This window comes from Catenulispora yoronensis (genome assembly GCF_039531695.1).
GTDB classification, from domain to species: domain Bacteria; phylum Actinomycetota; class Actinomycetes; order Streptomycetales; family Catenulisporaceae; genus Catenulispora; species Catenulispora yoronensis.
This window is the reverse complement of record NZ_BAAAQN010000021.1, coordinates 57,169-71,428: the sequence shown is the minus strand read 5'-3', so window position 1 is coordinate 71,428 and position 14,260 is coordinate 57,169. Positions and strand designations below refer to the sequence as shown.

Below are 14,260 nucleotides of genomic sequence, written 5' to 3'. Positions count from 1 at the left end.
TTCTGACTCTTGCTAAGGGACCTTATCGCGAGTCAGAACTATAGGATTGTGGCATGAGCGTCGCAGCCTTCGAACCTACGCCGAACCCCGAACGGGCCGTCTCCGAACGCACCCGACAGCGCATCTCCGACGGCATGAGCGACAACACCCGGCGCGCCTACGATCGGAACCTCACCGCGTTCACCGCTTGGTGTTCGAGCACCGGCCGCAGCCCGCTGCCGTGCACCGCCGAAACCGTCGCCGAGTACGTCACCGTCCTGTGCGACGCCGGCCGGGCACCGGCGACCGTCGAACAGCACATCGCCGCGATCCGCACCGCGCACCGGCTCGCCGGGTATGAGCACCAACCCGTCACCACCGCGGCCCGCCTGGTGCTGCGGTCCTACCGTCGTGAACGCGCCCAGACCGGCAAGCGGACCCGAAAAGCACCACCGATGGTGCTGGATGCGCTACGCCCCATGGTCGAGGCCTCCAACCCGGACGCGGCCGCTGGGCTTCGGGACCGGCTGCTGCTGGTGCTGGGCTTCGCATTGATGGGTCGCCGCTCGGAACTCGCGGCGCTCAACCTGGACGACGTCGCCGAGACCGCCGACGGTTTGCTGGTGACGATCCGCATGTCGAAGACTGACCAGGATGCTGTGGGTGAGGAAGTCGCGATCCCACGCGGGCAGCACGCCGACACCGACCCGGTGCGGATCCTCGCCGCCTGGCGAGCTCTGCTCGCAGAGAACGGCATCACCGGGGGCCGGCTGCTGCGCGGGGTCGACCGCCACGGGCGCATCGGCGAGTCGATCAGTACTGACGGAATCAACCGTGCCGTGCGCACTGCGGCGTTGCGGGCGAAAGTCCCGAACGCGGAGAAGTACACGGCGCACAGCCTTCGTGCGGGAGGCGCGACCGCGTCCTACAAGGCCGGCAATCCCGTCTCGGCCATCGCGCAGCACGGCCGGTGGGCTGAGAAATCACCGGTCGTCCTCGGCTACATCAGGTCCGTCGACAAGTGGACGTCGAACCCGATGAACGGAGTCGGACTGTGAGCGGCGTCGCAACCTGCTCCCGCCCGTGCAAAAGCGGCCGGCCATGCCGCAGGCAGGTGTTTCCGTGGCACGACGATTATGACCGCATATGCCTGACCTTGCCTGATCCGATGTCCTGCATCATCCACCTCACTGCCGCCGAGCGTGCCGACTTGACCGCCGCGCGCGCACGGCATCAGCGCGTCATGGACGATCGCCGGGCAACGCCTCGCGAGCCTGCCTGTTGGGCGTGGCCGGTGCCTGAAGATTCCTTGGGAGATGCCCGTGCCGCGATGGCGTCTGCTGCCGCAAAATTCGGTGACATCGGCGCCAGGGCCGTTGCGCTCTACTCGGACGATGACGCCACATGGGACGCCCTGGTCCGTTGGCATGACCACCGTTGTGCGGCTTGCGGACATCCCAATGGCGCTGAGGTCCGAGACCACGATCACGCCACGGGGCTCATCCGAGGGTTGCTATGCCGCTCGTGCAACGCCCTTGAGGGACACGGCAACGATCACCACTTCGCTCTCTACCGGCAGCGCCCACCATCCGTGATCCTCGGTGTAGAGATCCGCTACTACAGCCCGTTTACCGGCTATGCGGAACCTCAGTCGCCCGAGGCTGGCGAGCGGCTGGAGGCCTCCCCGATTCACACCTTGGCGTCGAAACTCGCAGGCTGAGACCTGGACGCCATCGGCATTAACCTTTCAACATCAATCTCCTGACGCCTTGTGTTCACGCCTGCACCGTTCGAGTTGATCCGTTAGCAATTGCAGCGCTGCTGCGTCGCCCTTCCCCTGCGCGAACTTCCCTTCCTGGTAGATCTTCTGGACAAGGGTTAGCGCTCGAACGGAGTCGGTTTCCGCAACCACGCCGGCGGCGTACTGACGAAAGACGTCCACCGAAAGATCGAAGTTAGTCATACATAACATCCGATCAGCCCGATCGCGGCAGAACCATTCGGCCTAGGCTGTGCGGTTGACACCGCCAGACGTCGGCGTACAGGCCGGAGTGCCGGCGTCGGTCATCGCCCAGCATGGGCGGTGCGCCGAAAGGCCGCCGGTCGTGCATGGCTACATCGGGGCAACCGATCGGCGGACGAGCAACCTGATGAACGGGGTTGGGCCGTAGTGGCGACACTTAGTTGTTGCCGTTAGCGGTTTTGGTCAGCCACATCGGATTAGCATCCGGCCATGAACCTTGACGAACGGTGGCAGCGCTGGACCGAGCGCTTCGCCCAGGCAGAACGAGACATCCGCGACCTGTTCCACAACCGTCACGTCTGGGTCGCCCTCACCCGGATGTGGGATGAGACCGCGGCCGAGATCGAGTTGAACACCATCGTTCGAAACTGGCATATCAGGCTCTACGTCACCACGCAGGTAACCGGAATCCGTCGTGAGTGCGATCCGGGCACGACCACATCGAGTCTTCTGAACTGCCTTCAGGAGTTGACCAAGTTTCCCAGCATGATGGACCGTGCTCGCTTCGAGGCCAACGTCGATGCCAACCCCGAGATCGCAAACGAGTTCAAGGCCGTCAACAAGAGGAAGTTCGATCAGTTTGCTACCTCAACAACCTCGGGCGAGTTGGACGTGACAAAGATCGATGCGGACATTGAACGACTCAAGGGTGCTGCCGAAGCGGCCCGTAGGTACATGAACAAGATCGTTGGGCATCGCGAGTTCCCGCCCAAGCCGATCACGCTGTCATGGGCTGACCTAGATGGCGCCTTGAACATGGTCGGGATAGTCCAGAAACGCTACTACAGCTTGTGGAACGCGGCTGTGATCAAGGGGAATCTGACTCCCGAACTGCCCGCTGGCTGGGAGCATCCATACCGGTTCGCGTGGCGCCCGACCCACTTCGAGGTTCCGCGCGCACGCCCCCTCGACGAATACGTGACGCCGCAGGAAGGTATCTGAGGCTCGCCCTAGACGTGCCCGGCCCTGATTGACGGCTCCACATCGTTTCCGCTGTTGACTACAGGGTCGAGCTAAACCTGACGTGCGTGGTGTTCCTGGCCACCTACGGCAGAAAAGGGGGTGTCCAATTGGACACCCCTTTCGTCTTACGCCAGCTCTTGCCTCGGCCACGCTAGGGACCGACGCCCAGCTTCCCGGGCTGTGCTGTGGCTGTAGCAATTGTCAGGGCGGCCGTGACCGTGTCGGCGAGGGTGTCGCACACCGGTGCGCCGTACCGCCGGGCTGGAAGATCAGGTAGCGGTTCCGTTCGGGATTCGGACAATCCGGCGGGCAGCCGAGCACAACACGGCCCTCGGCGACATCAAGCCCGAACTCGACGTTGGTAGTGAACCCCGGCATCTGCGTGACGTCGCGGGGAATCTAGAACAGAATCGCGCTGGCGCGCGCTCTGGCCGCGGTCTCCCACGCAACCTGGTCGTCATAGCGTTCGGCACGCACGCCACCGCGGGACTCCGGCGACAATACCGTCAAGGTTCCGGGCCCGGTCCATCGCGCGGCCAGCAGCTCGACCGCGGCCGAGCGCCAGGATGCCGGGCCGCCGACGGCGGGCGTGGGGTCGGCCAGGAACACCGAGACACCAGGACCAGGCAGAGGCTCGCGCGCCATCACCACCGTGACGGCCGGTGCCGTTTGCTGCGGCGTCCATGGCAGTAGAAGCCCGTCACCAGCGGCACGCGGCACGATATGCCAGTGCAGGTGCGGCACGGTTTACGTGGCGGCCGAGCCGCGGTTGCTGATCAGGTTGAAGTCGCCGAGCTCGGCGGCAAGTGCGGCAGCGTGGGCCGCAGCCATGCCGGTGATGTCCGGATCCTCGGCGGCGTCGGCGACATGCCGCCGAGGGATGACCAGAACGTGGCCAGCGTTGACACCACCGCTGCGAGGTCGGAACGCGACGGCGTCCTCCCACTCGCGGATGATCCGTGCGGGGGCGCCGCCAGCGGCGATAAGGCAAAACGGGCATTCAGGCATGGTTACGGGCCCTTCACGTGGCGGTTCACTGCAGCGACTCCCACACCGGTGTGATCGTGAAGTGGTCCCAGCCGCCGCGCACGTCTGCGTTGCGTTCCCGCCAGACCAGGCCGGCCGGGCTGAGGTAGTCCCCGACCGCGCCCGGCCGCTGCGCGACCATCGCAGCCTCGGCGGCGGACAGGCGCACCGTGTCGGTGTCGCCGGCGCGTTGCCGCACCCAATAGGCGGGGGCGCCGTCGCCGCTCACGATTCACGCTCCAGGTACTCGACCTCACTGGCAGGCACTGACCACTCCCTGCCACCGCCCTCGGGCCGCAGGTGGACGCGCCGACTCGCATACGGGCCGCGCAGGTGCTCCGGGATCGCCGACGGCATCACCTCGCCAACGCGCCCCTGAGCGTCACGCGCCAACAGACGGCGCGGCATCACCGCGCTCTGCTGCGGGGCCGAGTCCGCATCCGGCATGCTCATCGCTGTTCCTCCGTTGGTATGGACCACGCTTCCTCTAGACAGGAAATCGGTGGAGGCGGTCCTGCATCAGGTACCTCGACCCGACATCGAACCTGACATCTGGCCAGACACTGGCCACCGGACGCGGCTACCTTGGGCTTCATGGAGCGCAGCAGCCTGACATTCCGGCAGGCACGGCTGAACGCCGGCTTCACACAGGCCCAGCTTGTCGCCGCCTACGCCGACACCGCGCGGCTGCTCGGGATCGGCGGCACGGTCACCGAACGCACGATCGCCCGGTGGGAAAGCGATACGCCACCGTGCCCCGCTCCAGCAGCACAGCGGGTCATCGAGACCCTGATGGGTATCCCGCTGGAAGACCTCGGGTTTCCCGTACCGGTGCATCGGCGCACCACCCGGCGTGTGCCCTCCGAAACGGGTGTTGACCGGCGCACGTTCCTCGCCGACACCGCCGCTGTAGCCGCCGGTGCCGCCGGATTGGTCGGCGCCGAGGACGCGCACCGGGTCGACGCCGGACACGTCCGGCAATTGCAGCAGGACGCAGATCAGGTGTTCGTCGTTGACCACTCCCGCGGCGCTGCCGAAGCCGACCAACTCGCCGCCGCGCTCCTGGACCGCACCACCTCACTGCTGCGCCACGGGTCCTATCTGCCGATGATCGGGCACCGGCTACAGCTGCTCAGCGCCGCGGTGCACAGCCACCGGGCATGGCTGAACCGGGACCGGGGCGACCTGGACGCGGCCCGCCGTCACAGCCTCGAGGCGCTTGCCGCCGCCCGTCTGCTCGGCGACCGCGACACCGAAGCCGGCGCACTGGCGAATCTGACTCTGATCACGACTGATCAAGATCGGGTGTGGGAGGCACGCGCTGCCGCCGAGGGCGCGTTGGCCGCCGCCGGCCGCAGCGCCGCTCCCACACTGCAGGCGATGCTTGCCGTCCGGATTGCCGGGGCGGCCGGGGCGGCGGGGGACCTTGCCGACGCTCGCCGCGCCTTGGTCGCCGCGGCCGGTCATCTGGAGCGTGCCGGATCCGACACGCCGCCGCGGTTCGCCCGGTTCTTCGGGCCGGCCGAGATGGACCAGGCCACCGCGGCGTTCTACCTCGACGCCGGACGTCCCGCCGCCGCCGTGCCCTACCTACAGGCCACGGTGCGGGGACTGGGGGACGCATACGCCCGCAACGCTGCGGCGTACCGGTTGAAGCTCGCGGCGGCGCTTCTGGCGGCCGGTGAGGTTGAGCATGCCTGCCACGAGGCGGGGATCGTTGCCGACTGGATCGACGGCACCGGGTCGGCGAGGATGATCGCGCGGCTGCGGGAGGTTCGGTTAGGCCTGGTGAAGGTCGACACCGAGGCGGCGCGGGCGTGCGTGGAACGGATCGATACGGCGTTGGAGGCCTCGTGACGGTGGAGTACGCCCTGACTCGCGGTGAGGCGGCGCTGCTGCTGCTGGATGAGGTAGCGCCGATCGTCGCGGCGGCGTTCGCTCAGTCGCCGTACAACGAGGCTCGCAGCGCGGACTCGCCGGCGCTGGCCCGGTTCGAGAAGCAGACGCGGCAACCGGGGTTCGCGCTGGCGACCGCGCACGTCGGCGACGAGGTGGTGGGGGTGGCGTTCGGCTACACGCTGTCCCCCACCACCGGGTGGTGGAAAAGCGTCCTCGAACCGGTCGACGCCGATACGTTCCGGGAGGACGGCGCGCGCACGTTCGGCCTGTTCGAGATGGCGGTGCATCCGGACTGGCAGCGTCGCGGGATCGCAACCGGGCTGCACCGGAAGCTGCTTGAAGGACGAGGCGAAGAACGGGTGGTGTTGAACTGCCGCCCGGACGCGACCGCAGCGCAGGCGGCCTATGCCTTGTGGGGGTATCGGCGGGTCACCTCGACGATCCCGTGGGACGGGGCGCCGGTGTACGACGTCCTGCTGCTCGAGATCTAGGTGCCGCTGCCCGCGATGTTAGCGGGTTCATGTGTTAGCGCGTTCGGGCCATTGTGGGCATCGCATCGTTCCTGTTTTATCCCATCGAAGTTGGTCGGCGGCCATAGCTGTGACCTGCGATGGGCAACATCAGCGGGACGCCGCACGGTGATCCGTCCCGCCGAATGTGGTTGCTCGACCAAGATCTGTCCGTGTGTCTCGCTGAAGGTGGCCGCTCCTATGCGGTTGCTCCACCTGTTGTCGATGCGCTGACACAGGCTTCCTGTTGAGCTTCTTAGCTACCTCTGATGGGTGCGGCAGATGTCGTTGCGTTGCGCTCCGTCCGCAGCTGGATTGCTACGCCCGGAATGTGCCCAGTCCAGCTATCAAGTCAGATCCCTGAGTATCTGATGCCAAGTGGGGCATATCGGCGAGTAGGCGCCGCAGCGCAGTGAACCCTGCCGGGCTACAGGCTGCGTTCGGGTTCTATAAGGGGGCTTGATCGCGAGCATGGAAATCGGAGACCGTCGTTACCATCCGTCACTGACTGACCTCAAGCGGCTCAAGCGGCGAGATGTCCTCCGTCAAACGCTTCGACTTTGTTTGGTCGCTCTCGCCGTCCTGATCGGGGTGCTGCTCGTCCTCCTGTCGCCGCTTGCGCTGCGCGCGTTCGAGGATTTTGGAAGCCTTGACTGGGCGCGTCTGAGCAACATCGGCTCCACCTATCAGGCCGTTGGCTCCTGGCTGGCGATGCTGTCATTGGTAGGCGTTGCCTACTCCCTCGTTATTCAAGCCCGCCGATCCCGCACTGACCGGCTTCAACACGACCGGGCGAGGCACCGCGAGATCATGCGAATGGCGATGGATGACCCGCTCTACATGGATGTTTGGGGCAACATGACCAGGGTGTACCCCGACGACTTCGACGCCCGTCGGCAATACCACTACATCAACATGGTGTGGAACTACTGGAGGACCTCCTACCAGTTGGGGGAAATTGACCCCCGCAGGGCGCACGTTGCAGCCATCGAGCTCTTTGAGGGCCGGCCTGGCAGGGACTGGTGGGAGCGGGCTCGTGGGTTCTGGATGTTCTTTGAGCAACGGGGGAAGCTGCGAGAACTCGTGCAAATTATGGACGAGGAGTACCAGAGGGCGGTGGATGATGGCCCACCCGTCGAACCTTCGGGAACGCTCGACCCTTCCCCAGCTCCAAAGGCCGGTATCCGTCTTCGAGTGATCAAGGTTGTTGTTGCTGCGGCCATAGCCGGGCTGGTCGTTGAAGCGATCGGAAGACGCGTTGCCAAGTCAGCTGCCGAGACCTGCCCCCGCCCCGGAAGGGGTTCGCCGTTTGGCGGGAGAACGTCAAGCTCATCTACATCATCACCTGGGAGCGCTGCTCGTAAAAACTGAAGACCTGCAACTTCACCAGGACGGGACAGTTCCAACCCATAGGTTCCGCGACCGCCCCGCGGCCGGGAGTCCACGGTGAATGGCGTTGCTCAGCCCATGATCACATCATCCGCACAACTGTCCTTATGCGGAGTCAGAACCGGCCTAAGACGGACGCGGCTGGGGTCGACCGAATGGCGGCACGGCGGGCGCTGTTGCCACCTTCCGGCAAGGATTTAGGGGGAGGTGGTCACCATGACGGAAGACAATGCAGGGGGCATCGGGTACGAGCAACTTGTCACCGGCGACTACGTGCGGCACTCCTGCGGATGGAACGCGGCAAGCACCTGGTGCGGCAAGCCGATGCGTTCAATGCGCAGGCTCCCCGACCCCATACCGGCAGCATCGATTCAGGCCTGCGCGAAGTGCGCTCAAGCCGAGTCCGAGGCGGCGTTCAAGGCAAGCGGATCGCACTGATTGCCGCAATGGATGCCGCGGACTCGTGGGTGGCACTCTTCCTGACACGAACGAAGGCCCGGACCGCGTCAGGTCCGGGCCTCGTTTTCAGGGGTCAGCTTTCGCGGCCGTGCAGCCAGTCGAGGAACTCGAACTCCTCGTCGATGAAGGTCCGCTGTTCGTCGGCGCCTGCGGTGTGTCCGTAGCGGTTTGAAGTGGCCCGGGTGTGGCGGTTTGAAGTGGCCCTGGGCCAGTTGCGCCTGTGCGCGTTTTGTCTGGAGGCGGCCTGAACTGGCCCACCTCACCTCACGGGCATACAACCAGGTCAGCTCAGGTCTGATCGCTGCTCTACCGACCCAGCCCGGGCCAATCAGATCGAAACCCAGCATCTGGGATGGCCAAGAGGCCGGGCCACTTCTAGCCGCCAGACCCGGGCCACTTCAAACCGCTACATACAAGCCACCCGACTCGCCCAGATCGGCCGCTCCGAGGAACTGGACGCACCGCTACGGGCCCGCGTGCGCGCCGAGTACAACTCGCTACTAGAGGTCGAGTCCAAGGGCTGGACCGACCCGGCCCCGCTCGGCAAAGCCGTAGCCGATCTGCCGGAGTTCCCCGGCGACGCCCTGCCGAAGTGGGTTGCGGAGAAAGTCGCCGCTGTGGCCGACGAGACGCAGACCCCGATGGACCTGGCCGCCTCGGTTGCGCTCGCCACGCTGGCCACCGCATGCGCTGGCAAAGCTCGCGTCATTGTCCGCCCTGGTATGTGGTCCGAACCGGTGAACCTGTTCCTAGTCACCGCCTTGCCGCCGGGTACCCGCAAGTCCCCGGTGTTCAGTACCATGATCACGCCGCTGCTCGCCGCCGAGAAGGTGCTTCAGGACACCGCACGCCCGCAGATCGTCCAGGCCGTCACCACCCGGCAGATCGCCGAGGAACGCGCCGCACGCGCAGCCACCGCAGCGGCGAAAGCCAGCCTCGCCGACCGGACGATCGCCGAGATCGAGGCACAGGAGGCCGCCGCCGAGCTGGAGGCCGCGACCGTCCCGACCCTGCCACGCCTAGTCGCCGACGACATCACCCCCGAAGCCGCCGCCTCCATGCTCGCCGACCAGGGCGGACGCCTGGCCATCCTCAGCGCCGAGAGCGAAATCTTCGCCATCATGGCTGGCCGCTACTCCGGCACCCCGTCCATGAACGTGTTCCTCAAGGGCCACGCTGGAGACATACTCCGGGTGGACCGGCGCGGCCGGCCCTCGGAAACCATCGACCGGCCCGCTCTCACCCTCGGCATCTGCACGCAGCCTTCCGTACTGCGCGATCTCGCCGAGATCCCCGGCGCCGCCGGACGAGGCCTGCTCGGCCGATTCCTGTATGCACTGCCGACCGTCAACGTCGGCAACCGCAACACCGAACCGGACCCCGCCGAGCCTGCCACGCACGCCGCCTACGCCACGCAGCTGCACGCCCTGGCCCTGTCCATGGCCGAGCGGGACGGCGAGGCCGAGCTGACCCTGTCGCCTGAGGCCAGCGCGCACCGCCGCGACGCCTCGGCCCGGTACGAGAAGCGCATGGCGGACGAAGGCGACCTCGCCGGAATCCGCGACTGGGCCGGAAAGGCAGTCGGCGCCGCCATGCGCATCGCCGGCCTACTGCACCTGGCCGAGCATCTATGTGACGGCTACGACAAGCCGATCAGCGGTACCACCGCCGCGAATGCCATCCGCATCATCGACTACTACGCCCTGCACGCCCTGGCCGCCTTCGACGCCATGAGCACCGACGAAACCATCGTCCGTGCCCGCGCCGTCCTGGGTTGGATCCACCGCGTGCAGCCGGTCCGCTTCACCGCCCGCGAGGCCTTCACCGCCGCCTACCGCCAACGCTTCCCAAGGATCGGCGACATGGACGCCGCGCTGACCGTCCTGGAACGCCACGGCTACATCCGACGCCTGCCCGACCCGCCAACCGCCGGACGTGGACGACCTCCCGCTCCGGCCTACGAGACCCATCCCAGCATCGGCACCTGACCTCTCCGTGTCTCCGCAGTATCCGCAGAAATCATTTCTGCGGATACTGCGGAGACACGGAGAGCCTTTCGCGGCCCTGGGCGGCGCCCAGTACTGGCCCGGGCAGCGCCGCCCAGTGCTCCAATCGGCGATCCATGGAATGTTCGTCGCTTACCGGCAGTGGCAATTCGGTAGTCTGATTCGCTCGACGTCAGGTCTGGTCCTGGCGGCAGGTTCTCCGGAGGCGCGACGCGGGTGCTTGGTGTGGTGTTCGTGCATGGGGTTAAATCCTCTCCAGCGATGTGGGACGCGTTCGCAGGGCTGATGGCCACCGATGAGCACCTCGCCGGGGCAGCGGCCGAGCCGCGACCACGATTCGGTTATGCCACCGGCGTATGGCGGCCGTGGTGGCGGCCCTTGCGGGTGCTCCCGTCGATCACGACAGCAGCTGACAGTCTGAAGGAGTATCTGGTTACCGAGGCTGCGGGGTTTGACTCGCTGGTGCTGGTGGGACACAGTCAGGGCGGTTTGGTCATCCAACGGTGCCTTGTTCGGATGCTGTCCGAGGGCCGGGGTCGGGAGCTGAAGAGGATCCAGCGGGTGGTGCTGCTGGCCACCCCCAACGCCGGCTCCCAACTGCTACTAACCACGCGAGGGCTGTTGGTACGACGCAACCCGCAGGAAAAGGAGCTGCGCCCCTTCGACGAGTTAGTAGCCGACACCCTACGGACAGTGCTGCGAGACGTGGTTAATGCCCCCGCCGAGCCGACGGAGCGGTCCTGCCGGATTCCGTTCTCGGTGTACGCCGGGGAACAGGATGGGGTGGTCACTCGGGCCTCGGCGCAGACGGTGTTCCCCGAGGCAGCAGCACTGCCCGGGGATCACCGCACCATCGCCCGCCCCACCTCCTACGAGCACCGCACTTACACCACCGTAAAACGTCTGCTGCTGGCGACACAGGGCGACAGAGACCCGCCGGTAGACACTGTCACCACCCTCGGGCCAGCCAATCTGGAGGTACACGCCGCAGCCAAGTCTGTCTTTGACAAGAACAGCTGCACAGCGGAACCAGACCCGCCGTTGACCGCCTATCTGCCACGCGGGCACGACTTTGAGCTGCGCAAGATTCTGTCCGGCACATTCGCTGGCGGCCCGTCACGGCTGGTGATCTTGACCGGCGAGTCCTCAACGGGCAAGACCCGCGCCCTCTACGAGGCGCTGCTAGAGGTGGCGCCGAACGCACCGCTGCTGCATCCCACCGATGCCGGAGACCTGCTCACCTTCATAAAGGGCGGCCGAGTGCGGTCGGGATGCGTGCTTTGGCTGAACGAGGCTCAGCGCTTCCTCTACGGAACCGACGGGGAGAATGCGGCGGGCCAACTACATGCCATATTGCACGGCAGCACTGGAATCGCCGTGGTGGGCACCTTGTGGACCGACCCGTATTGGTACGAGCTGACTGCTGCATTGCCCGGTGACCCTCACGCCCAGTCCAGGGCGCTGCTGAACCATCCGGCCTATGCGGTGCGTCTAAACGTGCCCACAGGCCTGGACGGCCGTGACCTGGAGGCCTGGCGGAGCCTGGCCGCCGCTGCTAGCGATGTCCGCCTTTGGCAGGCGTCGGTCGCCGGGGCCGGTGATGGGCGGGTGGTTCAGCACCTGTCCGGCGGCCCGGAGCTATTCGCCGCCTACTTGGCCGGCCCCGGCCCACTATTCACTGCCCGCGAGCATGCGCTGATTACCGCAGCGTTAGACGCCCGCCGCCTTGGCCATCGCGGCCCGTTGCCTGCCGCACTGCTCGCCGAGGCCGCCGACGGCGACCTGCCGGCGCACCACCGCTCGCCCGACCATGACTGGGCGGAACGCGATCTACGAGCTCTAACAATCGGCAAGCGCGATAACGGTACGCGTACCGACATTCACCACTCGCTAACTGCTATAACTGCGGTCTACCCTCGCAGTGGCGATCCGGCCCGCTACAAGCCTGCTGATTACCTCGAACAGCACACACGTCGCCAGCGCGTCGAATCTCTTGGCACCGCACCCCTGTGGCAAGCCCTGATCGAACACACCACGGATCGCAGCGATCAGGACGGACTTGCATGGCAGGCTTGGTCACGCGGCTTGCGGACCATCGCGGTACGTCTGTGGCACAAGGCCGTCACCGCCGGCCACCCCGCAACCGCCTTGATCGCACTCGGCCCCACCCTCGACCCCGAGTGCGCTGCGGTTGATTACACGATCGCCCACGCCGAGCTGATCATCCCGGACGAGGTGAGCTGGCTGCTGCAGGAGTTGCGTAGGGCCGGACTTGAGCATGCGGTTACATCTCTACTGGCACGCGACCCGGCCAATCACGTTAACCCCACCAACCCGGAAGCCGCGACGCGACTTCTTAGGGTCCTCCGGGAGGCTGGAGATACGCATGCAGCCGCGAAGCTAGCCGAGCGTATCTCCGTCCACGCCGACCTCACTGACCCATTTGCAGTGGGCTCCTTACTGCGGGAACTGCAAGATGCCGGGGACGAACAGGCGGTCACGACGTTGCTGGCACGCAATCCGGCCAATCACGTGGTCATCACCATCTCAGGCTTTTCCTGGCTTCTAGGGGCATTGCAAGCGGCTGGGGAAAAGCAAGCCGCCACGAATCTCGCCGAGCGCGCCGCCGCCGAGGTCGAAGTCACTGACCTGCACACATTGGCCAGCTGGCTGGAGATATTGCGGAATGTCGGAGAAATGCAGGCTGTTGGGACACTGTTAGCCCGTGTTTCAGTTTCCCATGTCGACCTGACCGACCCGGGAGCAGTAGGCCTCCTGCTACGCGAACTGAACGCTGCCGGGGATGGCAGAGCGGCCGCGGTGCTGGCTCAGCGCGCTGCAGCAGACGCTGACCTCACCAACCCGCGAGCAGTGACCTACCTGCTGCCGGCGTTACGAAAGACCGGAGTCGATCACGTTCTCGCGACGCTGCTAGCACGCCGCTCGGCTACCCAGGTCGACCTAACCGACCCATTTGCAGTGGGCTCACTGCTGCGGGAACTGCAAGATGCCGGGGAAGAAGAGGCGGTCACAACGTTGCTGGCACGCAGTCCGGCCAATCAGGTCGACATCACTACCCCAAGCTCTGTGGCCTGGCTCCTAGAAGCATTGCGAAGGGCTGGAGATGACCAAGCCGCCGTGAGACTGGGAGAACGTGCTGCCGCCCACACCAACCTCACTAACTCAAGTGAAGTGGCCTACTTAGTGCAGGTGTTGTGGACAGCCGAGATCAAGCGGGCTGCCGCGACGCTGATCGAGCGTGCTGCCGCCGACGCAGACCTTGCCGACCCGACCGCAGTAGCTCGCCTTCTAAAGGCTATGCGGACAGCTGGAGATGTGCGGGCCGCCGTGACCTTCGCCGAGCGCGCTGCCACCCACACCGACCTCACTAACTCGGCAGCAGTGGCCGAGTTATTACGAGGCCTACGGGCGGGCGGGGATGCGCAAGCCGTCGCAATACTGCTGGCACGCAAGCCTGCCGCTCATGCCGACCTAGGCAAGCCGGGCGGGGTTTATCGTCTCCTGGAGGCGTTGGAGGAGGCCGGCGATGTACAGGCGGTTACGCAGCTCAATAGGCGAGCCGAGAACGCCGGACTACGTCCCGACCAATTCGAACCCTATGGACGTGAACCCGACGGCCAGCCTTCTCGTCCGTGGACCTGGCACAGCCTCATCCAAGGCGTTGACCAATCACACCAGCGAACTTGATGGCGCGACCGCGCCTTGCACCCTGTGGACTGTGGAATGGATTCTGGAATGAGGAACGCGCGAAACTCCTAGTCAGCTGTGCAATGAGGGGTGCAACATGTGGGATCGTTGCAGGTAGAAGCCTCGTAGTGACTAAACGGCGGGCTCGTAATGCGTAGGTCGTCGGTTCGATTCCGACAGGAGGCTCCGCAAAGGTATTAAGACAAAGGCGCCCGCTGATCCAGCGGGCGCCTTTGTCGTGTCGCCGCAGCGCTCCCTCTACTCGGCTGGTCGGCGAGGCGCGTGGGGCGGGTGGGTGA

14 protein-coding genes are annotated in these 14,260 nt (G+C 65.8%); 9 read left to right on the top strand and 5 right to left on the bottom strand.

Going from position 1 to position 14,260, the window contains the following annotated elements; genetic code table 11:
* Positions 1 to 53 precede the first annotated feature (53 nt).
* Together ABD481_RS19060 and ABD481_RS19055 are read left to right on the top strand one after the other, a co-directional pair.
* Positions 54 to 1,037 carry a site-specific integrase gene (locus ABD481_RS19060; protein WP_344667040.1) on the top strand — a complete coding sequence of 328 codons (984 nt, stop codon included), beginning with the start codon at positions 54 to 56 and terminating at the stop codon, positions 1,035 to 1,037.
* 110 nt (positions 1,038 to 1,147) lie between these two features.
* The gene (locus tag ABD481_RS19055; protein WP_344667039.1) at positions 1,148 to 1,699 is read left to right on the top strand and encodes an endonuclease domain-containing protein; all 552 of its coding nucleotides are present in this window, start codon (positions 1,148 to 1,150) and stop codon (positions 1,697 to 1,699) included.
* Positions 1,700 to 1,732: 33 nt separating this feature from the next.
* Here ABD481_RS19055 and ABD481_RS19050 read toward each other — a convergent pair whose 3' ends face one another.
* Complete coding sequence (locus tag ABD481_RS19050; protein WP_344667038.1) at positions 1,733 to 1,942, bottom strand: hypothetical protein; 210 nt, start codon at positions 1,940 to 1,942, stop codon at positions 1,733 to 1,735.
* A gap of 270 nt (positions 1,943 to 2,212) precedes the next feature.
* Here ABD481_RS19050 and ABD481_RS19045 point away from each other — a divergent pair, with 270 nt between their 5' ends.
* Positions 2,213 to 2,944, top strand: a complete 732-nt coding sequence (locus ABD481_RS19045; protein ID WP_344667037.1) for a hypothetical protein — start codon at positions 2,213 to 2,215, stop codon at positions 2,942 to 2,944.
* Between the two features lie 420 nt (positions 2,945 to 3,364).
* On the opposite strand, the gene ABD481_RS19040 is transcribed toward ABD481_RS19045, so the two are convergent.
* The 4 genes from ABD481_RS19040 to ABD481_RS19025 form a co-directional block, all read right to left on the bottom strand.
* On the bottom strand, positions 3,365 to 3,610 hold the full coding sequence (locus ABD481_RS19040; RefSeq protein ID WP_344667036.1) for a hypothetical protein: 246 nt from the start codon (positions 3,608 to 3,610) through the stop codon (positions 3,365 to 3,367).
* Positions 3,611 to 3,712: 102 nt separating this feature from the next.
* Positions 3,713 to 3,973, bottom strand: coding sequence for an HIT family protein (locus ABD481_RS19035; protein WP_344667035.1), 261 nt, complete (start codon positions 3,971 to 3,973; stop codon positions 3,713 to 3,715).
* Between the two features lie 25 nt (positions 3,974 to 3,998).
* Positions 3,999 to 4,220 (bottom strand): hypothetical protein, encoded by a 222-nt coding sequence (locus tag ABD481_RS19030; RefSeq protein WP_344667034.1) that lies wholly within the window; start codon positions 4,218 to 4,220, stop codon positions 3,999 to 4,001.
* Entirely contained in the window at positions 4,217 to 4,444 is a 228-nt protein-coding gene (locus tag ABD481_RS19025) for a hypothetical protein (RefSeq protein ID WP_344667033.1), read from the bottom strand. Before ABD481_RS19025 ends, ABD481_RS19030 begins: the two co-directional genes overlap by 4 nt.
* A gap of 141 nt (positions 4,445 to 4,585) precedes the next feature.
* On the opposite strand from ABD481_RS19025, the gene ABD481_RS19020 reads away from it, so the two are divergent.
* The 6 genes from ABD481_RS19020 (at position 4,586) to ABD481_RS18995 (ending at position 13,961) form a co-directional block, all read left to right on the top strand.
* Complete coding sequence (locus ABD481_RS19020; protein WP_344667032.1) at positions 4,586 to 5,848, top strand: NsdA family TPR-like regulatory protein; 1,263 nt, start codon at positions 4,586 to 4,588, stop codon at positions 5,846 to 5,848.
* Positions 5,845 to 6,381: a GNAT family N-acetyltransferase gene (locus ABD481_RS19015; RefSeq protein WP_344667031.1), complete on the top strand. Its 537-nt coding sequence runs from the start codon at positions 5,845 to 5,847 to the stop codon at positions 6,379 to 6,381. Before ABD481_RS19020 ends, ABD481_RS19015 begins: the two co-directional genes overlap by 4 nt.
* A 489-nt stretch (positions 6,382 to 6,870) precedes the next feature.
* Positions 6,871 to 7,770 carry a DUF6082 family protein gene (locus ABD481_RS19010; protein ID WP_344667030.1) on the top strand — a complete coding sequence of 300 codons (900 nt, stop codon included), beginning with the start codon at positions 6,871 to 6,873 and terminating at the stop codon, positions 7,768 to 7,770.
* Positions 7,771 to 8,004: 234 nt separating this feature from the next.
* The gene (locus tag ABD481_RS19005; protein ID WP_344667029.1) at positions 8,005 to 8,226 is read left to right on the top strand and encodes a hypothetical protein; all 222 of its coding nucleotides are present in this window, start codon (positions 8,005 to 8,007) and stop codon (positions 8,224 to 8,226) included.
* A 497-nt stretch (positions 8,227 to 8,723) separates the two neighbouring features.
* The gene (locus ABD481_RS19000) at positions 8,724 to 10,235 is read left to right on the top strand and encodes a YfjI family protein (RefSeq protein ID WP_344667028.1); all 1,512 of its coding nucleotides are present in this window, start codon (positions 8,724 to 8,726) and stop codon (positions 10,233 to 10,235) included.
* A 234-nt stretch (positions 10,236 to 10,469) separates the two neighbouring features.
* Positions 10,470 to 13,961, top strand: coding sequence for a hypothetical protein (locus tag ABD481_RS18995; protein ID WP_344667027.1), 3,492 nt, complete (start codon positions 10,470 to 10,472; stop codon positions 13,959 to 13,961).
* Positions 13,962 to 14,260: the final 299 nt, after the last annotated feature.

Excerpts from the sequence above, each read along its gene's own strand:
- ABD481_RS19060 (WP_344667040.1), top strand. The coding sequence starts at position 54 with ATGAGCGTCGCAGCCTTCGAACCTACGCCGAACCCCGAACGGGCCGTC.
- ABD481_RS19055 (WP_344667039.1), top strand. The coding sequence starts at position 1,148 with ATGTCCTGCATCATCCACCTCACTGCCGCCGAGCGTGCCGACTTGACC.
- ABD481_RS19050 (WP_344667038.1), bottom strand. The coding sequence starts at position 1,942 with ATGACTAACTTCGATCTTTCGGTGGACGTCTTTCGTCAGTACGCCGCC.
- ABD481_RS19045 (WP_344667037.1), top strand. The coding sequence starts at position 2,213 with ATGAACCTTGACGAACGGTGGCAGCGCTGGACCGAGCGCTTCGCCCAG.
- ABD481_RS19040 (WP_344667036.1), bottom strand. The coding sequence starts at position 3,610 with ATGGCGCGCGAGCCTCTGCCTGGTCCTGGTGTCTCGGTGTTCCTGGCC.
- ABD481_RS19035 (WP_344667035.1), bottom strand. The coding sequence starts at position 3,973 with ATGCCTGAATGCCCGTTTTGCCTTATCGCCGCTGGCGGCGCCCCCGCA.
- ABD481_RS19025 (WP_344667033.1), bottom strand. The coding sequence starts at position 4,444 with ATGAGCATGCCGGATGCGGACTCGGCCCCGCAGCAGAGCGCGGTGATG.
- ABD481_RS19020 (WP_344667032.1), top strand. The coding sequence starts at position 4,586 with ATGGAGCGCAGCAGCCTGACATTCCGGCAGGCACGGCTGAACGCCGGC.
- ABD481_RS19010 (WP_344667030.1), top strand. The coding sequence starts at position 6,871 with ATGGAAATCGGAGACCGTCGTTACCATCCGTCACTGACTGACCTCAAG.
- ABD481_RS19005 (WP_344667029.1), top strand. The coding sequence starts at position 8,005 with ATGACGGAAGACAATGCAGGGGGCATCGGGTACGAGCAACTTGTCACC.